The sequence below is a fragment of the Streptomyces adelaidensis genome (assembly GCF_016598475.1).
GTDB classification, from domain to species: Bacteria; Actinomycetota; Actinomycetes; order Streptomycetales; family Streptomycetaceae; genus Streptomyces; species Streptomyces adelaidensis.
This window is the reverse complement of the sequence record NZ_JAEMUX010000001.1, coordinates 158,559-177,576: the sequence shown is the minus strand read 5'-3', so window position 1 is coordinate 177,576 and position 19,018 is coordinate 158,559. Positions and strand designations below refer to the sequence as shown.

The following is a 19,018-nucleotide window of genomic DNA, read 5'->3' as shown; positions in this document are numbered from 1 at the left end:
AGGAGAATAGGAACCATGATCTCCATCGATCTCAACGCCGATCTCGGCGAGGGCTTCGGCCGCTGGCGGCTGACCGACGACGAGCAGCTGCTGTCCGTCGTCACCAGCGCCAACGTGGCCTGCGGCTTCCACGCGGGGGACGCGGCCACCATGCGCCGGGTCTGCGAATCGGCGGCCGAGCGCGGTGTACGGGTCGGCGCCCAGGTCTCCTACCGCGACCTGGCGGGCTTCGGGCGGCGCGCGATGGACGTGCCGTCCACCGAACTGGCGGCCGAGGTGGCGTACCAGATCGGCGCCCTGGAGGTCTTCGCACGCGCGGCCGGCACGCGCGTGTCGTACGTGAAGCCGCACGGCGCGCTCTACAACCGTGTCGTGCACGACGAGGAACAGGCGGCGGCGGTGGTCGACGGGGTGCTCCTCGCCGACGCCTCGCTGCCCGTCCTCGGCCTGCCCGGCTCGCGCTTCCTCAAGGTGGCCGAGGGGGCCGGGCTGCCCGCCGTCACCGAGGCGTTCGCGGACCGCGCGTACACCGACCAGGGCACCCTGGTGCCGCGCGGGCAGGACGGTGCCGTGATCACGGACGCGGACAGCGTGGTCGAGCGGTCCGTCGGTCTGGCCCTGGCCGGCTCGGTCGTCTCCCGCTCCGGGGAGCGCGTCGCCGTCCGGGCCCGCTCCCTCTGCCTGCACGGCGACACGCCGGGCGCGGTGGAGCTGGCCCGGCGGGTACGGGCGGAGCTGGCGGCGTCGGGGGTCCGTGTGGAGGCGTTCGTATGAGGGTGCTGCCGGTCGGGGACCGCGCGCTGCTGATCGAGGTGGGCACCGGCGAGGAGGCCGAGGCCCTGCACGCCGAGCTGCTGCGCCGTCGAGCGACGGGCGACCTGGCGGTGGCCGAGATCGTCCCGGCCGCCGGTACGGTCCTCCTGGACGGCCTCGACGACCCGTCCCTCCTCACCGGGCGCCTCGCCTCCTGGGAGGTGCCGCCCGTTCCTCCGCGCGCTCAGGACGTGGTCGAGATCCCCGTCCGGTATGACGGCCCCGACCTGGCGGACGTCGCCGCCCACTGGGGGGTCGACGAGACCGAGGTGGCCCGCATCCACGCGGCGGCCGAGTTCCGGGTGGCCTTCTGCGGCTTCGCGCCCGGCTTCGGTTACCTCACCGGGCTGCCCCGCGAGGTCCCGCGCCGGGCGACCCCGCGTACGGCCGTCCCGGCGGGGTCGGTCGCCCTGGCCGGCCCGTACACCGGCGTGTACCCGCGCTCCTCCCCCGGCGGCTGGCAGCTGATCGGTACCACGGACATCGTGCTGTGGGACCACACGCGCGTGCCGGCCGCTCTGCTGGCGCCGGGTACCCGGGTCCGCTTCTTTCCCGTGGCGGCGCCGTGAGCGACCGCGCCCTCGCCGTCGTCCGGGCCGGTGCCCTGACCACCGTCCAGGACCGGGGCCGCCCCGGCCACGCCCACCTCGGCGTGCCCCGCTCGGGTGCCCTGGACGCGCCCGCCGCCGCCCTGGTGAACCGCCTGGTGGGCAACCCCCCGGACGCGGCCGTCCTGGAGACCACCCTCAACGGCTGCTCCGTACGGCCCCGCTCGACGGTCACCATGGCCGTCGGCGGCGCCCCCTGTCCCGTCACCGTGGACGGCCGCCCGGTGGCCTGGGGAGCGGCCGTACGGGTCCCCGGCGGGGCGTTGCTGGACATCGGGGCGGCCCGTGCCGGCGTACGCGGGTATCTCGCCGTCGCCGGCGGTGTGGCCGTGGAGCCGGTGCTCGGCAGCCGCTCCACCGATCTGCTGTCGGGCCTCGGCCCTCCACCGCTGACGGACGGCACCGTGCTCCCGCTCGGACGCCCGCCGGGGTTCCACGCACGCGTGGACGTGGTCCCGCACCCGGCGCCGCCCTTGGAACTCGTCCTGCGCATCACGCTGGGCCCGCGCCACGACTGGTTCACGGACGCGGCGCTGCGCACTTTCACCACGCGCCCCTACGCCGTCTCCTCGGCGAGCAACCGCATCGGGCTGCGCACCGAGGGGCCCGCCCTGGAGCGTTCCCGGGCGGGTGAGCTCCCCAGTGAGGGAATGGTGCTGGGCGCCGTCCAGGTGCCGCCGGACGGCCGCCCGGTCGTCTTCCTCGCCGACCATCCGACCACCGGGGGCTATCCGGTGGTCGCGGTGGTCCACCCGGCGGACCTGCCCGGCGCGGCCCAGGCCGCGCCGGGCACCCCGGTGCGGTTCGTCGCCGTACGACACCGGCGCTGACCTGTGGCACCGACTGTCCGGGGCCGCCTCACGCCACCGGCCGCCGGTCCGGCACGGACAGCGCCGCCAGGGCCGACGCCACCGCGTGGGAGGCGGACAGGTCCAGCCGGGAGCTGGTGCCACGGGCCCGGTGGCGGGCCTCGGCGGCGAGCGTGAGGAGCTGGGGCAGCAGGTCGGTGCACCGCCGGGCCACCCAGCCCGTCCCTGCGGTGGCCAGCCACCACACTGCGGCGCCGCGGGTGGGCGCCGCGCCGTCGGGCTCGGGGGAAGGGCCGGGGCCCGTCGCGAGGCCCGCCTCCGTGAGCAGGGCGTGGAGGCGGACCGCGAGCTGCCGGTGCCCCCGCTCACCGGGGTGCAGCCGGTCCGCGCTCCACATCGCGCGGTCCGTCAGCCAGGCCCCTTCCGAGGCGTGCAGATGGACGGCCCCGTGACGCTCGGACAGGGCGTGCACGACGGTGTTGACGGCGCGCTGCCGCCGGGCGAGCGGCCTGGCGAACGCCCCGGGCAGGCCGAGCATCGTCCCGGGGTCGGACAGGCACACGGTGAGCAGCACCGCGCCCTGCTCCCGGAACGCCCCCGTAGACCTGGTCGAGGCGGGCGGCGACGGCGTGGATGTCGAAGGTGCGGCGCAGGGTGTCGTTGACGCCGATGACGACGGAGGCGATGTCCGGGCGGAGCGCGAGCGCGGCGGACAGCTGCCGGTCCAGCAGGTCACGGGTCCGCGATCCGCTGACGGCCAGGTTGGTGAAGTCGACGGCGGGCCCGAACCCGTCGGCGAGCAGCGCGGCTCAGCCCCGCCGGCCGCCGGGGACGGGGTCGCCCACGCCCTCGGTGAGGGAGTCACCGAGGGCCACGAACCGCAGGGGTCTCATCCGACGCCCTCCCTCACCGGGCACCCGACGGTCGCGTCGTGCGCGGCGAGGAACGCGTCCACCGCCGTCTGCCAGCCGAAGCACTCGGCACGCGCGCGTGCCGCGTCCCGGCGCTCCCGCTCGGGGCGGCCAGGAGGTGTTCGACGGCGTCCGCGAAGGACTCCCCGTTGTCCGCCGCCGTGGCCCCGGCCGACCCGATCACCTCCGGCAGGGCGGACGAGGAACTGGCCACCACGGGCGTACCGCAGGCCATCGCCTCCAGCGCGGCGAGTCCGAACGTTTCAGCAGGTCCGGGGGCCAAGGCCACATCTGCGGAAGCCTGGAGAGCGCCCAGCGCGTCCCGGTCGCCGACATGGCCCAGAAAGGTCACCGGCAGCCCCTTCGCCCGCTGTTCGAGCCTGCCGCGCAGCGGCCCGTCCCCGGCGACCACCAGCACGGCGCGCCGTCCGCGCCGCACCAGGGCCTCCAGGGCGTCGAGGGCGGTTCCGGGCCGCTTCTCGACCGACAGCCGGGAGCACATCACCAGCAGAACGTCGTCCACGCGCGCGTGGCGCTCGCGCAGCCCCGGATCACGCAGCGCGGGGTGCCGTCCCACCAGGTCGACGCCCAGCGGGGCCCGGACGACGTTCCGGGCGCCGATCCGCACGAACTCCCGTTCGGCGAACTCGGTCGTGCACACCACCCGCGAGTAGGTGTGGGCCGTACGGACGTTGAGGGCGTCGGACGTCCGGCGAGCCATCCGCTCGGAGAGTCCCCAGGTCCGCAGCACACCGTCGGCGGTCTCGTGCGAGACCATCACCGCGCGCACCCTGGCCCGCCGGGCCCACGCGCCGGTCCAGCGCAGGGTGGTCCGGTCGGAGACCTCCAGTCGGTCGGGCTCCAGCGACTCCAGGAGGGCCGCCACGCGCCGCTTGTCCGTGAGGACGCGATAGCCGCCGGTCCCCGGCAGCAGCGGTCCGGGCAGCGTGATGACCCGCCCCTGTTCGGTGTCGCGCTCGGTGCGGCGCTCACCGGGCACGACGAGCACGGCCTCGTGCCCGGCCGCCTCGAACCCCTTGCCCAGCTCCCGCAACGCGGTCCGCAGCCCGCCGGAGGAGGGTGCGACGAAGTTGGCGAGCCGTACGATCCGCAGCCTCTGAGCAGCGGTCCCGCTCATGCCGCCACCACCGTCCGCGCCGCCAGCACATCGGCGTAGTGCCCGATGAGCTGATCGCCGACGGCCGCCCAGGTGCGCCCCTCGACCATGGCCCGTCCGGCGGCCCCGTACGCGGTCCGCAGCCCCGGATCGGCGGCCAGCGACCACACGGCGTCGCGTACGGCGGCCGCGTCGCGCGGCGGGACGAGCAGCCCCGTGCGTCCGTGGGCCACGAGGTCCAGCGGGCCCCCGGCGGCGGGCGCCACGACGGGCACGCCGCTCGCCATGGCCTCCTGCACGGTCTGGCAGAACGTCTCGAACGGGCCGGTGTGGGCGAAGACGTCCAGCGAGGCGAAGATCCGGGCGAGGTCGACGCCGGTGCGGCGGCCCAGGAAGACGGCGTCCGGCAGGGCCTCGCGCAGCCCCGGTTCGCTGGGCCCGTCGCCCACGACGACGACGCGTACGCCGGGCAGGCCGCAGACCCCGGCGAGCAGTTCGACCTGCTTCTCGGGGGCGAGGCGGCCGACGTAGCCGACGATCAGCTCACCGTTCGGTGCCAGTTCCCGGCGCAGCGCCTCGTCGCGCAGGTCGGGGCGGAACCGGAGGGTGTCGACGCCTCGGGGCCACAGGCTCACCCGGGGCACCCCGTGTGCCTCCAGGTCGCGCAGGGCGGCGCTGGACGGGGCGAGGGTGCGGTCGGCGGCGGCGTGCACGGAGCGGATGCGCCGCCAGGCGGCGCTCTCCCCGGCGTGCACATAGGTGCGGGCGTAGCCGGCGAGGTCGGTCTGGTAGATGGCGACGGCGGGGACGCCGAGGCGGGCGGCCGCCGCCATGCCGCGCACGCCGAGGATGAAGGGGCTGGCCAGATGGACGATGTCGGCCCGGTGTTCGACGATCGCCGCGGCGACCCGGCGGCTGGGCAGGGCGACTCGGACCTGGGGATAGCCCGGGAGCGGAAGGGACGGGACGCGGACGACGGGGCACGGCGCCTGGAGGTCGGCGCCGGCGCCGGATCCCGTGGCGGTGGCCGGGGCCACGACGAGCGGCGAGTGACCGCGTGCGACAAGGTGTCGCGCGGTCTGCAGCGCGCAGTGGGCCACGCCGTTCACATCGGGGGGAAAGGACTCGGTCACTATGACGACACGCATACCCGTGTTGTCGTCGTGCTGGACGTGGCCGCGTCAACGTGGATCTTTCCGGACGTGGAACGTCCCATGAGCGTTGCGCTGCGCACCTGTCCAGGTCAGGCCGCGTCCACGCCCTCCTGGCTTCCGAGTCGCCCGCCGTTCACACCGCGGGCATGTCAGGACCGATTCGGCTGCGTACGGCTGTCTGGACCTCGGCCTCCTCGGCCGGGTCGGCGGCCAGCCTGCGGAGCTGATCGACGACTCGCGCATCACCGGTCTCGGCGTGCCGGGCGGCGATCTCCCGGGTGGTCTCCTCGCAGTCCCAGAGGCACTCGACGGCGAAGCCGGCCGGGAAGGAGGGGTCGGTGGCGGCGAGCGCGCGGGCGGCGCGGCCGCGGAGGTGGGAGGAGGCGGTCTCGCGGTAGATGTGGCGCAGGACGGGGGCGGCGCAGGCGATGCCCAGCCGGCCGGTGCCGTCGACGAGGGTCCACAGGGTCGGCGCGTCGGGCCCTTCGCCCCGTACGGCCTCGCGCAGGGCGCCCAGCACCAGGTCGCTGTCCTTGGCTCCGCCCCGGCAGGCGAGCATCCGGCCGGCGGCGGCGCCCAGTGCGTCGGGCCGGTGCACCCAGCCGCGCGCCCGGTCGACGGCCGCGACGCTGCACATCCGTTCGAATGCCGCCACGGCGGCGTCCACGACCATCGTCGTCCCGTCGGTCACCGCGCCCTCGATCAGGTCGAGGGCGTCGGGATCGTTGCCGTCGGCGACGTAGTGCAGGGCGGTACAGCGAGCACCGTCGTCACCGGATCGGGCCGCTCGAAGAATCTCCGGCCGGTCCTCGGGGCCCGCGACGGCCGTGAGACACCGGGCGGCCGGCACATGGAGGACGGCGCCGCGTTCGATGCCCTGCTGGGCCCACTCGAACACAGCCCTGACACTCCATCCCGGCCGGGGCCCGCCGGGTCGCATCTGCCGCTGCCAGCGGTCGAAGGAGCCGGCTTCCTGGGCGCCGCGCACGCGCGTGGCGATCGCTTCCCGGGGATCCTCGGCCCACAACCGCCAGGGCCGGGGCTCGAAGGCGTCCCGGACGACGGCGGCCAGCTCGGCCTCGCCCTGCGGATCGGTGGTGAAGCGGGCCAGCACAGGGTCGGCGAGGGCGCGCAGCCCCTCGTCGTCGTCCCTGAGGGCCAGCTCGTCCAGGGCCCAGGCCCAGCTGGTGCCCACGGCGGCGTACCCGCGCAGCAGTTCGAGCGCGTCCCGCCTGCCGTAGGAGGCGAGGTGCCCGAGGACCGCGAGGGCCAGGCCGGTGCGTGACTCGTCGGTATCCAGCACGTCCTCGGCGTCGAAGAGGTGCCGTTCGATCTCGTCGAGCTCGCCGCCCAGGTCGAGGTGGAGGCGGGCGTAGTACAGGGAGCGGTTCTCCACCTGCCAGTCGTGGCGGGGGTCGCTCAGTACACAGTGGTTCAGTGCCGCGAGCGCCTCAGCCCGCGGGGCGGTGAGCGCGTGCAGGGTGCCGTCGCCGCGGCCCCTCTGCAGCAGGCCGAGCAGCGTACCGCTGGGCGCTATGACCGGTTCGAACATGGGAAACAGCCTCACATCAAGCGTCGACGCAACCGGGGATCCTGCACTACCTGGCCGCGTGACAACACGTCGGGGCGCCCGCCGTCTCTTGCTCGCTGTAGACCATCTTCCTCTGCCTCTCGTCGGTGGGCCCATGTGGACCGCGTCACGGCCCACGCGGTGCGGCAACACCTGCCCAGCCATCATGTCCGTGAATCACGACGTCATGATGACCCGGCGGTTCTTCCTGCCGCGACCGAAATATCCGGCGGCCCCGCTCCGCCTCCCCCGTCTTTTGTGTTTTACCTGGTCAGAACCTGTGGTTCAGCGCGCGGCGAACAGTTCGAGCAGCTCGTTCCTGCCGAACATGCGAGCCGTGTCGACCGCGTTGGGAGTGCCGGCGAGCGGGTCGGCCCCGCCCTCCAGCAGGACCCGGACGACCCCCTCCTCGCCCTTGAAAACCGCCCCGGCGAGGGGAGTCTGCCCCCTGTCGTTGACGCGGTCGGCCTCGCCGCCACGGGCCAGCAGGGCCCGTACCGCGTCGGCGTGACCGTGATAGGCGGCGAGCATCACCAGCGAGTCGCCGCGGTCGTTGGTGAGGTCGGCCGGAACACCCGCGTCGACGTACGCCACGAGCTCCTCGGTCTCGCCCCGCCGGGCCAGATCGAAGATCTTGGTCGCCAGCTCCACGACCTGCGGGTCGGGGGCTTCGCTCATCGCCGGGACCACCTCTCACTTGCGCGCTTCGAGCTATGAGCAGTTGTGCATCAGGAGCGTACGACGGCGAAGGGTGCCGCCGTACGAGTGAATCGCCAGGGTACTGGCTCCTCGCGCACATGAGCGGACACAGCCGAGGCAAAGATCACACCGAGTCCCACGCGGCGCAACAGCCCAGCCCGGACGGCCCAACAGCGAATCGGCCACTCAGGTGAAATCAGAAGAATTTCACCCTTTTGCACCTTTTATCGTATGGATACATGCTGTGACCTTGGAAGAACTCATGGTGACTGTCCCCATCTACCAGGAGAGCCCAAATGATCCTGAACATCTCAGGCGTCGTCCTGCTCGGCGTCATCGTCTTCCTCTTCTTCCGCAAGGACGGCCTCAAGGCCTCGCACGCCATCGTCGTCACACTGTTCGGCTTCTACCTCGCGAGCACGGGCATCGCCCCGAGCATCACAGCCGGCGGCGAGAGCCTCGCGAGCCTCCTCGGGGGGATCAAGTTCTGACCCCGTCCCCATCCGCACGCACCCCCAGGAGACAGCCGTGGCCCGGGTCCCCCTCCCTCGCATTCTGAGCAGCGGCAGCGCGCAACTCGCCAGGAGCCGGGAGCTGGCCCGCACGGCGGCCGACGGCGCCACCGACGTCCTCCACCCGTTGATCACGATCACGCGTGGACTGCGCCGGCTGGTCGCCGCCGGGCGGCGCAGATGGGCCGAGACCCCGAAGGACCGGCGCGGTTCGCTGCTCTTTCTGGCGGCCTCGGTCGTCCTGGTCGTGACCCTGGTGCCGTACGGCCCGCTGCTCGCCGTCATCGTGGTGATGGCGGCGGCAGCCTGGGCGGGCCGCGACGGCGGCGCCCGGGAGTCCGCCCGCCCCGACGAGTCCCAGAGCCTGCGTCTGCGGTCCCTGTACGAAGCCCTGGTCCCCTACTTCTCGGCCGCCGAGGACCCGGAGCCGCTCTATTCCCACGGCGGCGCCTGGGACAAGGCCTTCCCCACCTACGCGTTCGACGCCACCGGCCGGGTCTGCCATCTGCTGGTCCGCTACCCGGCGTACTTCACGGACGGCGAGCCCGACGCCCGCGCGCGCATCGAGCAGTTGCTGCACACCAAGGCCGGCCGCGGACGCGAGTACCGCTTCGGCTGGGACGAGGAGGGCAACGAACTCACCGTCACCGTCCTGTCCCCGCTCGCCACCGACATCGCCGCCCAGCGGTTCGTGACGGCGCCGGGCGAGACGGTCCTCGGCTTCACCGACGCCACCCACGTCCAGCGCACGCTCCCCCTCGCCTCCGGAGAGGAGCGACGCGATGTCCCGCCGGTCGTCTGGCGCACCGGCGTCCGTTCCACCGAACCCCATCTGCTGGCCGTGGGCGAACCCGGCAGCGGCACGACCACCCTCCTGCGCTCGATCGCCCTCCAGGCCCTCCAGCACGGCGACGTCGTCATCATCGAGGGCGGTGGCAGCGGGGAGTACGCCTGCCTGAGCGGCCGCGACGGCGTCCTGGCCGTGGAGTGCGGCCTCTCCGGGGCCCTCGCGAGTCTCGAGTGGGCGTCCCAGGAGACGGAACGCCGGCTGATCGCCACGAACCGCGCCCGCCAGGCCGGCCATCCCCCGCCGGACGACATCACCCGCCCCCTCTGGCTCCTCCTCGACCGCCCGAGCGTGCTGACCCACCTCGCCACGACCGACGGCCTGCGCGACCCGCAGTCCCTCCTCCAGGTCCCCCTCCGCCACGGCCGCGCGGCCAATGTCACCGTGGTGGTCACCGAACAGTTCGACCACCTCGACACCCTCACCGACGCCGTACGCCAGCACACCCGCGCCCGCGTGGTCCTGGGCCCCGCCTCCCCCCGGCAAGCGGAATCGGTCCTGGGCGCCCCACCCCCCACCATCCCCACCCCGGACGCCCCGCCGGGCCGCGGCTACGCCCGCCTCGGCCCCGCCGCCGTCCTCCGCCTCCAGGTCCCCGCCACCCCGGACCCCTACGACGACGACACCCCGAACGACCCCCACCGCCAGGCGGTCCTGGCCCTCCTCCCACCCCGCACGACCCCGGCGGACGCGATCACGACGAAGGCGGCGGTGGCCGAAAGCTAGACCGGGCCGCGCCCCGGCCGGACTCGTCAGTGAGAGCGCGCCGGCAAGGGGCACCGGACATCTCGCCACCGCCCGCGACTCCGGCCGCTCCCCGCCGAGGCCCCGCACTCAGCCGAGCCGCCGGGCGCCCGGCAAGCCCCACCGAGCCCTCACGCCACGAACGTCCGCGGCCCCTCGCTCCCGCCCGACGCCCCGCTGCGCACGAGTCGAGCCGCCGCGGCCAACCGGGCGGCCGCCTCGTCGGCGACCGCTCCGCCCACGGTGAACGGCAGCCGCACATACCCCTCGAAAGCGCCGTCGACACCGAACCGCGGGCCCGAGGGCACCCGGACCCCCACCCGCTCTCCCACCTCCGCGAGCCGCGACCCCGACAGCCCCCCGGTCCTGACCCACAGGGTCAGCCCACCCCGGGGCGCCGAGAACTCCCAGTCGGGCAGCTCGCGGCGCACCGCGGCGACGAGCGCGTCGCGGTTCTCGCGGGCCTGGTCGCGCCGGATATCGACGGCGTGCTCCCAACCCCCCGTACTCATCAGCCAGTTCACGGCCAGCTGCTCCAGCACCGGCGTCCCCAGATCGGCGTACGCCCGCGCCGCGACGAGGCTCCGGATCACCTCGGGCGCGGCCCGCACCCACCCGATCCGCATGCCCGCCCAGAACGCCTTGCTCGCCGAACCGACCGTGATCACCGTGGACCCGGCCGGATCGAACGCGCAGACGGGCCGGGGCATCTCCACATCGGCGTCGAGGTGCAGCTCGCTCATGGTCTCGTCGGCGACAAGCACCGTCCCGGCGGCCCGAGCCGCGTCGACGAGCCCCCGCCGCTGGTCGTCGCCGGCGAGCGCGCCGGTCGGATTGTGGAAGTCGGCGACGACGTACGCGAGCCGCGGAGCCGCGTCCCGCAGGACCTGCCGCCAGCGGTCCATGTCCCACCCGGCGAGCCCGTCGGCCATGGCGACCGGCACCAGCCGGGCCCCCGCCTCCCGCATCAGCTGAAGGATGTTGGCGTACGACGGCGACTCCACCGCGATCCGCTCGCCGCGCCCCGCGAAGAGGTGACAGATGGCGTCCATGGCCCCCATCGCCCCCGTCGTCACCATGATCTGCTCGGGCATGGTCGGGATGCCGCGCGCGGTGTAGCGGTCGGCGAGCATGGCGCGGAGCGCGGGCAGCCCGGCCGGATAGTCGCCGTGCGTGTGGGCGTACGGCGGCAGCTCCTCGAGCGCGCCCTGCACGGCCCGGGTGAGCCAGGGCTCGGGCGCCGGCAGGGCCGCGCAGCCCAGGTCGATCATCGAGCCGAGCGCCTCGGGCGGCAGCGGTTCCAGTCCGCGCGCGGGCAGCGGCTTCCCGGCCGGTACGGCGGTCCAGCTGCCCGCACCCCGCCGGGACTCAAGGAAGCCCTCCGTGCGCAGCGCCTCGTACGCCGCCGCGACGGTCGTACGGCTGACGGACAGGGACAGCGCCAATTCGCGCTCGGCGGGCAGCCGGGCGGCCACGGGCACACGGCCCTCCAGGACCAGCAACCGGATCCCGTCGGCGAGCGCGCGGTAGGCGGGCGGGCGGCGGGTGCCGGGCCCGGCGGGGCGCTCCTGCTGCGAGGTGAGCAGCCGCGCGAGCTGCGCCGCGCCGACCGCCGAAGTCCACTGCGCCATGATTCCAGTCCACCTTCTCCGAATTGGCCATGGATGGCTTCACTTCCCAAGCCACAGAGTGTCATGCGTCAGGCCACCAACACCACCGGGGGACCCCGTGCGCACAGAGCGCGAGCCGCATGAGGCACACAAGCCACAGGAGCCGCACAAGACTCGGAAGTCTCATGAGTCACAGCAGCACCAGCCACAGCGCCATCTGAGCCGCCGCCTGATCCAGCTCTACACCGGCCTCGCGCTCTACGGCGCCAGCTGCGCGCTCCTCGTGCAGGCGGGCCTCGGTCTGGAGCCCTGGAACGTGCTGCACCAGGGGCTGGCGGAGCTGACCGGGCTGACCATCGGCATGGTGTCGATCGTCGTGGGCGCCCTCGTGCTGCTCCTGTGGATCCCGCTCCGCCAGCGCCCGGGTCTCGGCACGGTCTCCAACGTCTTCGTGGTCGGCATCGCGATGGACGCCACCCTGGCGGTGGTGCCGCAGGCGCACACCCTGGCCGTACGGATTCCGCTGCTCGTCGCGGGGATCGTGCTCAACGGCGCGGCGACGGGCCTCTACATCGCGGCCCGGTTCGGTCCCGGCCCGCGCGACGGCCTGATGACGGGACTGCACCGGCGTACCGGCCGCTCGGTCCGGCTGATGCGGACGGCCGTGGAGGTGGCGGTGCTGGCGACCGGCTTCGCCCTCGGCGGCACGGTCGGCGTGGGCACCCTGCTCTACGCCGTTTCCATCGGCCCGCTCGCCCAGTTCTTCCTGCGAAGGTTCGCCGCCCCCACGGCATCCGACGGCAGCACGGTCGTTGCCACCGGTCCACCGGAGCGCGTCATACTGCCCGGGTGACCGCGCCCATACGCCACCCGTACCTCGACCATCCGGGCCCGATCGCCTTCGCCCACCGGGGCGGCGCGGCGGACGGCATGGAGAACACCATGGCCCAGTTCCGGCGGGCCGTGGAGTCGGGGTACCGCTACATCGAGACCGATGTGCACGCCACGCTCGACGGCAAGCTCGTCGCCTTCCACGACGCGACCCTGGACCGGATGACCGACGGGGCGGGCCGGATAGCGGACCTGCCGTGGAAGGACGTACGGCACGCGCGCGTGGCGGGTGTCGAACCGGTCCCCCTCTTCGAGGAACTCCTCGAAACCTTCCCCGAGGTCCGCTGGAACATCGACATCAAGGCGGAGCCCGCACTCCACCCCCTCCTCAATCTGATCGCCCGCACCGACTCCTGGGACCGCGTCTGTGTCGGCTCCTTCTCCGAGCCCCGGGTCGCCCGTGCCCAGCGCCTCGCCGGCCCCCGCCTGGCCACCTCGTACGGCACGAGCGGCGTCCTGGGGCTGCGGCTGCGGTCGTGGGCGTCCCGGCGAGGCTGCGTCGTTCGGCGATCGCCGCGCAGGTGCCGGAGTCGCAGTCCGGAGTGCCGGTGGCAGACCATCAGTTCGTGCGCGCCGCCCACGCGCACGGGCTCCATGTCCATGTGTGGACCGTGAACGAACCGCAACGTATGCACCGGCTCCTGGACCTGGGCGTCGATGGCATCATGACCGATCACATCGACACGCTGCGCAAGGTGCTTGAGGACCGGGGGACCTGGGTCTGACGCCTCGTGCGGCCCGTTTCACGGGGAAGCGAGGGGCACGGGTGGGCACCGACACCGTGCGGACGGACGCGGCCGACGAGGCCGCGGACAGGCGCCGCGAACAGCGCGGCTGGTACTTCTACGACTGGGCGTGTTCCGTCTACTCGACCAGCGTTCTGACCGTGTTCCTCGGCCCTTATCTGACCGAGGTCGCCAAGTCCGCCGCCGACCCGGACGGTTACGTACATCCCCTCGGGATCCCGGTCCGCGCCGGCTCGTTCTTCGCGTACTCGGTGTCCCTGTCGGTGATCCTCGCCGTCGTGATCATGCCCCTGGTGGGCGCGGCCGCCGACCGTACGGGCCGCAAGAAGCCCCTCCTCGCCGCGGCCGCCTATGTGGGGGCCGGCGCGACCGCCGGCATGTTCTTCCTGGACGGCGACCGCTATCTGCTCGGCGGCCTGCTCCTGATCGTCGCCAACGCGGCGCAGTCCGTGGCGATGATGCTCTACAACTCCTACCTGCCCCAGATCGCACCCCCCGAGGAACGTGACGCGGTCTCCTCCCGGGGCTGGGCCTTCGGTTACGCGGCGGGCTCCCTGGTCCTCGTCGCCAACCTGATCCTCTTCACCGCCCACGACTCCTTCGGCATGTCCGAAGGCATGGCCGTCCGTATCTGCCTGGCCTCGGCCGGCCTGTGGTGGGGCGCCTTCACCCTCATCCCGCTGCGCCGGCTCCGCGACCGCCGGGCCCCCGTGGGAGAGACCAAGGAGGCGACGACCTCCCCCGGCCTGCGCCAGCTCGCGGCGACCGTCCGCGACATGCGCCGCCACCCGCTCACCCTCGGCTTCCTCCTCGCCTACCTCGTCTACAACGACGGCATCCAGACCGTGATCTCCCAGGCCTCCGTGTACGGCTCCGAAGAACTCGACCTGGAGCAGTCGACGCTGATCGTGGCGGTACTGCTGGTGCAGATCCTGGCGGTGGGCGGCGCCCTCGGCATGGGCCGGCTGTCCCGCCGCTACGGCGCCAAGCGGACGATCCTCGGCTCCCTGGTCGCCTGGACCGTGATCCTCGCCGCCGGCTACTTCCTCCCGGCGGGCGCCCCGCTCTGGTTCTTCGTCCTGGCCTCCGGGATCGGCCTGGTCCTCGGCGGCAGCCAGGCCCTCTCCCGCTCCCTCTTCTCCCACCTCGTACCGCCCGGCAAGGAGGCCGAGTACTTCGCCGCGTACGAGCTGAGCGACCGCGGAATGAGCTGGCTGGGCCCCCTGCTGTTCGGACTGACGTACCAGCTGACCGGAAGTTACCGGGACGCGATCATCTCTCTGGTCGCCTTCTTCATCCTGGGGTTCGCCCTGCTCGCAAGGGTTCCGGTGCGCCGGGCGATCAGCGACGCGGGCAATCCCGTACCGGACAGGATTTAGCGTCCGGAGCGAAAGGGCTGTAGTGTACGCGTTTGGCCTGCCAGGCGTACCGTTACTGCGCGTCAAAGATGCCGAAACGCTGGGTGACATCTGATATTAGATGTGACAAACCGGGCGCGGGTGGGTAAAACAAGGGCGGCTACGACGGCGACGCATGACCCCGGAACGGGACACGCAACGGGAATCTTTACCGCCGACCGGACGTTGACCGGATGACGACGACAGCGACACCTGTCCTGTGGGCGACAAGCCCGGGAGGCACGATTCATGAGTGAGCGAGCTCTTCGCGGCACGCGCCTCGTGGTGACCAGCTACGAGACGGACCGCGGCATCGACTTGGCTCCGCGCCAGGCCGTGGAGTACGCATGCGAGAAGGGGCATCGCTTCGAGATGCCCTTCTCGGTCGAGGCGGAGATTCCGCCGGAGTGGGAGTGCAAGGTCTGCGGGGCCCAAGCACTCCTCGTGGACGGCGACGGCCCTGAGGAAAAGAAGGCCAAGCCCGCGCGTACACATTGGGACATGCTGATGGAGCGGCGCACCCGTGAGGAACTCGAAGAGGTCCTCGAAGAGCGCCTTGCGGTTCTCCGCTCCGGCGCGATGAACATCGCGGTACATCCGCGAGACAGCCGCAAGTCCGCGTAGCCCCTCCGGGGGTGGGCGGAACACCACCAGCTCAACTGATGACCGTGGGCGCCGTACGTTCCTGTACGGCGCCCGCGGTCTTTCGCGTGCCTGAGCCGTGTGGGACGGATGCGGGTCGAGCGTGGCCGGCCGCGCATCTCCTCGCGCCCCCGGCTTTCAAAGGGCGCGGGAGATGCGCGATCAGCCCCCACCGGCCCGCACCCTCCCCACGACCCGCATCACCCGAGCCGCGGCGGGTCCTCACCGGAACCGGCACCGGACCCGGCCCCTGAACCCGCATCGTCCCGGATCACCTCGCCCGGAACGACCTTGCCGTCAGGCCGGTGAATACGCGCCTGCTGAAACGCGTCCCCGAACGCCCCGGCGTCGGCCCCACGGATCTTCCGCTCGAAGGTCCGCTCGGTATAGCGCCCGAGCCCCTTCTGAACCGGCGGAATCAACAGCACCAGCCCCACCACATCCGAGACAAGTCCCGGCAGCATCAGCAGCAGCCCGCCCAGCATCAGGAAGCCGTTGCCCTCGCTCTTGCCTGCGCCACCGGCGGCAGCCACCCCGCTCTGCTGAGCCTGCAGCGTTTCCGTCAGTGCCCGGAAAGCTCGGCGCCCGGCCCGCTTGACCACCGCGGAGCCGAGGAGGAAGCCGGCGAGGAGGAGCAGGAAGACCGTGAAGCCGCCGGCCGCGCTCGCGACCACTGTGAGCAGCCAGATCTCCAGCACCAGCCACGCGGCGACACCCAGCGGCAGAAACGTGCGCAGCCGGGAGCGCCGGGGCCGGGCGGGATACGTCGGGGTCGGAGCGCCAGTCGTCATGCTCCCAGTGTGCCTGGACCCGGCTCAGCACGGGATAAGGGGATGATCAGGCCACCAGGTTGCTCAGCCCTGCTTGTCGCGCCCCAGCACCTTGCCGACCCGCTCCCCCACGCCCCACGCCGTGACCCGCCACAGCGCCTCGACGAGGATGTCGCGGCTCATCTTGGAGTCGCCCAGCTCGCGCTCGACGAAGGTGATGGGCACCTCGACGACGTGGTAGCCCGCCTTGATCGAGCGGCGGGCGAGGTCGACCTGGAAGCAGTAGCCCTGGGAGGCGACCTCGTCGAGGCCGAGGCCTTCGAGGGTCTCGCGGCGGAAGGCGCGGTAGCCACCGGTGACGTCGCGGACCGGGACGTCGAGCAGGACGCGGGAGTAGAGGCTGCCGCCCCGGGAGATGAGCTCACGGGACTTGGGCCAGTTCACCACGCGACCGCCCGGCACCCAGCGGGAACCGAGCACGAGGTCGGCGCCCTTGAGGGCGGTCAGCAGCCGGGGCAGTTCCTCGGGCTGGTGGGAACCGTCGGCGTCCATCTCGATCAGTACGCCGTAGCCGTTCTCCATGCCCCAGCGGAAGCCCGCGAGGTAGGCGGCGCCGAGCCCTTCCTTGCCCTTGCGGTGCAGCACCTGGACCTGGTCGTCGCCGACGGCCAGTTCGTCGGCGAGCTTGCCGGTGCCGTCGGGGCTGTTGTCGTCGGCGACCAGGACGTGCGCTTCGGGAACCGCCTTCCGTACCCGGCCGACGATCGCCTTGACGTTCTCCGCCTCGTTGTAGGTCGGAATGATCACCAAGGCCGTGCCGAGCGGGCCGAACCGCCTCTCCTGGCCTTCCGCCGCGAGGGTCCCGTCGCCGTCGTTCACTGCTGCCCCTTCAAGTCCGTACGCAGGGGACCACCATAGTGGCCACGGCCTGCGATGGAGTGTCGGCTCATGTCCAGAGGAGTGTCGATTCAATCAGGGGTGTGCGGGAGCGCGCTCCGAGTGGCCTGTGCGCTGCCACGGAACGAATACCGCGCGAACGGCGAGAGCGCTGGAATCCGGGCCATCCAGATGTCGCCCGCGCTGCGGATGGGGGCCCGACGCCCTTCGGGCCGACCTGGGACCCGCCGGCTGCGGGTCGACCGAAAGCCGTTGTCTACTGAGCGTCCGGGCCCCACCCGGGTCACACCTACCCGACCGAGCCGGAACGTTCCCTCGCCGTAGCGCGAACGCTGGGCCTGGCTCCCAGTGGCAGCGCGCCGGTGCGGCGCACCACCCCTGACCCAGCGGCGCTTCGACGACCGCGCGGAGGTTCCTCGGTCGGACGTCCGGTGGTGGACCCGGCCGAACCTACCCGTCTCCCGCGGCCACCTGTCAACTGCCCTCTGACCTGCGGAGATTGCCTCAAATGCCTGGTCGGCGGGGAGGACCCGCAGGTCGCGCGGCGCGCCGGCGGGCCCTGACCGGCCCCGGGCCGCCCCAGGAGATCACTCGCCCGGCCGCACGAAAACCGTTCGGCCGCCGACCACCGTCCGCAGGCAGACGGGCAGGTCGGCGCCGGGGCTCAGGTCGGGCAGGCCGGGGGTGCCGGAACGGGGGTCGGTGGACCAGCGGGCGACCCGGTCGTCGGGGGCCTGGACGACGAGTTCCCCGGCGCGCCACACCGCGTAGTCCGCGGGCGCGCCCGGCACGAGGACGCCCGCGTCGTCCCGCCCGATCGCCCGCCAGCCGCCCCGCGTGTGCGCCGTGAACGCGGCGCGCACGGACACCTGGTGCTCCGGCGTGCGATGGAAGGCCGCCGCGCGGACGGTGCCCCACGGGTCGAGCGGTGTGACCGGGCTGTCGGAGCCGAAGGCCAGCGGTACGCCGGCCCGCAGCAGGGCCGCGAACGGGTTGAGGGTGCGGGCGCGGTCGGCGCCCAGCCGCTGGGCGTACATGCCGTCCTCGCCGCCCCACAGCGCGTCGAACGCGGGCTGGACGGAAGCGGTGAGGCCCAACTCGGCGAAGGCGGCGATGGTCTCGGGGGTGAGCATCTCGGCGTGTTCGACTCGATGCCGGGCGGCCCGCACACGGGCCGGGCCGACCTTCTCGGCGGCCACGCGCACCCCCTCGACCACCGAGGCCACCGCGGCGTCCCCGATGGCGTGGAAGCCCGCCTGGAGGCCCGCCTCGGTGCACGCGACCACATGGGCGGCGACGGCCGCCGTGTCCAGGTACGCCGTACCGGTGTGCCCGGCGTCGGCGTACGGGTCGTGGAGGCAGGCCGTGTGCGAGCCGAGGGCGCCGTCGACGAAGAGGTCGCCCGCGGCGCCGACGGCCCCGAGGGCGCGCGCCTTCTCGACGTCGCGCTCGGCCCAGTAGCCGACGACGCGTGGGCCGGGCTCGTCCGCGGCCAGCCGCAGCAGCTCGGTGAAGTCGTCCTCGGAGGAGATCTCCGGGCCCGCGCACTCGTGGACCGAGCCGATGCCGAGCGAGGCGGCGTGGGCGAGGGCGGCCCGCTGGGCCTCGGCGCGCTGGGCGGGAGTGACGGCGCCGAGCGCGGTGGCGCGTACCGCGTGGTGGGCGTCACGGGTGAGGGGGCCGTCCTCGAAGGCGTCGGCACCGGGCACCAGGTCGAGCAGGGCCGTGGTGACGACCGCCGAGTGGACGTCGATACGGCTGAGATAGAGCGGGCGGCCGCCGGTGGCCGCGTCGAGTTCGGATCGGGTCGGCGGGCGGCCGTCGGGCCAGCGGGCGGCGTCCCAGCCATGGCCCAGGAGGACCCGGTCGGCCGGGCGGGCGGCCGCGAATTCCCGTACGCGAACGAGGGCCTCCGTCAAGGACGGGACCGCGGAGAGGTCGAGGCCGGTGAGTGCGAGGCCGGTGGCGGTGGTGTGCACGTGGGCGTCGGTGAACGCGGGGGTGACCAGGGCCCCTTCGAGGTCGATCACTTCGTTGACGCCGCCCGCGAAGGCGTCGGCGGCGCCCTCGGAGCCGACCCAGGCGACCTGGCCGTGTTCCACGACCATCGCGGTGGCGAAGGGGTCGGCGGGGCTGTGGACTTCTCCACCGCGCAGCAGCACGGTGTCCGACGAGGCGGTGCGATCACTCATGGGGACAGTTTCGCGTGTGCCGCCCGCCGCGCCGCACCAGGGCCGCGCTTTCGAGGCACCCGGCACAGCGGCGGTCGGCGGTCGGCGGC

General features: G+C 73.2%; 16 protein-coding genes and 2 pseudogenes. 9 read left to right on the top strand and 9 right to left on the bottom strand.

The window, feature by feature from the left end:
• The first annotated feature begins 15 nt into the window (after nt 1-15).
• Genes I8N67_RS00830 through I8N67_RS00820 form a run of 3 tightly spaced genes read left to right on the top strand, consistent with a single transcriptional unit; the run spans nt 16 to nt 2,251 of the window.
• Nucleotides 16-774: a LamB/YcsF family protein gene (locus I8N67_RS00830; RefSeq protein WP_200300584.1), complete on the top strand. Its 759-nt coding sequence runs from the start codon at nt 16-18 to the stop codon at nt 772-774.
• Entirely contained in the window at nt 771-1,382 is a 612-nt protein-coding gene (locus I8N67_RS00825) for a 5-oxoprolinase subunit B family protein (RefSeq protein WP_200300583.1), read from the top strand. Before I8N67_RS00830 ends, I8N67_RS00825 begins: the two co-directional genes overlap by 4 nt.
• On the top strand, nt 1,379-2,251 hold the full coding sequence (locus tag I8N67_RS00820; protein WP_200300582.1) for a 5-oxoprolinase subunit C family protein: 873 nt from the start codon (nt 1,379-1,381) through the stop codon (nt 2,249-2,251). Before I8N67_RS00825 ends, I8N67_RS00820 begins: the two co-directional genes overlap by 4 nt.
• Nucleotides 2,252-2,595: 344 nt before the next feature.
• On the opposite strand, the gene I8N67_RS44470 is transcribed toward I8N67_RS00820, so the two are convergent.
• The 5 genes and pseudogenes from I8N67_RS44470 to I8N67_RS00795 form a co-directional block, all read right to left on the bottom strand.
• Nucleotides 2,596-2,991, bottom strand: a complete 396-nt coding sequence (locus I8N67_RS44470) for an SGNH/GDSL hydrolase family protein (RefSeq protein WP_372443600.1) — start codon at nt 2,989-2,991, stop codon at nt 2,596-2,598.
• A 128-nt stretch (nt 2,992-3,119) separates the two neighbouring features.
• Nucleotides 3,120-4,279 (bottom strand): annotated as a pseudogene (locus tag I8N67_RS00810) (glycosyltransferase).
• Entirely contained in the window at nt 4,276-5,406 is a 1,131-nt protein-coding gene (locus I8N67_RS00805) for a glycosyltransferase family 4 protein (RefSeq protein ID WP_200300580.1), read from the bottom strand. The pseudogene I8N67_RS00810 and the gene I8N67_RS00805 overlap by 4 nt, the downstream one beginning before the upstream one ends.
• A 139-nt stretch (nt 5,407-5,545) precedes the next feature.
• On the bottom strand, nt 5,546-6,964 hold the full coding sequence (locus tag I8N67_RS00800; protein ID WP_200300579.1) for a HEAT repeat domain-containing protein: 1,419 nt from the start codon (nt 6,962-6,964) through the stop codon (nt 5,546-5,548).
• 303 nt (nt 6,965-7,267) lie between these two features.
• On the bottom strand, nt 7,268-7,660 hold the full coding sequence (locus I8N67_RS00795) for an ankyrin repeat domain-containing protein (protein WP_200300578.1): 393 nt from the start codon (nt 7,658-7,660) through the stop codon (nt 7,268-7,270).
• Nucleotides 7,661-7,977: 317 nt separating this feature from the next.
• Between I8N67_RS00795 and I8N67_RS00790 the strand changes: the two genes are divergently transcribed.
• Both I8N67_RS00790 and I8N67_RS00785 read left to right on the top strand, forming a co-directional pair.
• On the top strand, nt 7,978-8,172 hold the full coding sequence (locus tag I8N67_RS00790; protein WP_055540730.1) for a hypothetical protein: 195 nt from the start codon (nt 7,978-7,980) through the stop codon (nt 8,170-8,172).
• 37 nt (nt 8,173-8,209) lie between these two features.
• Nucleotides 8,210-9,766 (top strand): ATP-binding protein, encoded by a 1,557-nt coding sequence (locus I8N67_RS00785; protein ID WP_200300577.1) that lies wholly within the window; start codon nt 8,210-8,212, stop codon nt 9,764-9,766.
• Nucleotides 9,767-9,915: 149 nt separating this feature from the next.
• Here the strand turns inward: I8N67_RS00785 and I8N67_RS00780 are convergent, their stop codons facing one another.
• The gene (locus tag I8N67_RS00780; protein ID WP_200300576.1) at nt 9,916-11,415 is read right to left on the bottom strand and encodes an SCO1417 family PLP biosynthesis transcription factor; all 1,500 of its coding nucleotides are present in this window, start codon (nt 11,413-11,415) and stop codon (nt 9,916-9,918) included.
• A 196-nt stretch (nt 11,416-11,611) separates the two neighbouring features.
• Between I8N67_RS00780 and yczE the strand changes: the two genes are divergently transcribed.
• The 4 genes and pseudogenes from yczE (at nt 11,612) to I8N67_RS00760 (ending at nt 15,052) form a co-directional block, all read left to right on the top strand.
• A complete protein-coding gene (yczE, locus tag I8N67_RS00775) occupies nt 11,612-12,247 on the top strand; it encodes a membrane protein YczE (RefSeq protein ID WP_234044716.1) in 636 nt (211 codons plus the stop codon).
• Nucleotides 12,244-13,010, top strand: a pseudogene (locus tag I8N67_RS00770) (glycerophosphodiester phosphodiesterase family protein). The gene yczE and the pseudogene I8N67_RS00770 overlap by 4 nt, the downstream one beginning before the upstream one ends.
• Nucleotides 13,011-13,051: 41 nt before the next feature.
• Complete coding sequence (locus I8N67_RS00765; RefSeq protein ID WP_200300575.1) at nt 13,052-14,410, top strand: MFS transporter; 1,359 nt, start codon at nt 13,052-13,054, stop codon at nt 14,408-14,410.
• Between the two features lie 267 nt (nt 14,411-14,677).
• Nucleotides 14,678-15,052: an RNA polymerase-binding protein RbpA gene (locus I8N67_RS00760; protein ID WP_003977404.1), complete on the top strand. Its 375-nt coding sequence runs from the start codon at nt 14,678-14,680 to the stop codon at nt 15,050-15,052.
• A gap of 218 nt (nt 15,053-15,270) precedes the next feature.
• Here I8N67_RS00760 and fxsA read toward each other — a convergent pair whose 3' ends face one another.
• The 3 genes from fxsA to I8N67_RS00745 all read right to left on the bottom strand — a co-directional run bounded on the left by fxsA (nt 15,271) and on the right by I8N67_RS00745 (nt 18,929).
• Nucleotides 15,271-15,861 carry an FxsA family membrane protein gene (fxsA, locus tag I8N67_RS00755; protein WP_200300574.1) on the bottom strand — a complete coding sequence of 197 codons (591 nt, stop codon included), beginning with the start codon at nt 15,859-15,861 and terminating at the stop codon, nt 15,271-15,273.
• A gap of 63 nt (nt 15,862-15,924) precedes the next feature.
• Nucleotides 15,925-16,719, bottom strand: a complete 795-nt coding sequence (locus tag I8N67_RS00750; RefSeq protein WP_200300573.1) for a polyprenol monophosphomannose synthase — start codon at nt 16,717-16,719, stop codon at nt 15,925-15,927.
• Between the two features lie 605 nt (nt 16,720-17,324).
• Nucleotides 17,325-18,929, bottom strand: coding sequence for an amidohydrolase (locus I8N67_RS00745; RefSeq protein WP_200300572.1), 1,605 nt, complete (start codon nt 18,927-18,929; stop codon nt 17,325-17,327).
• Nucleotides 18,930-19,018: the final 89 nt, after the last annotated feature.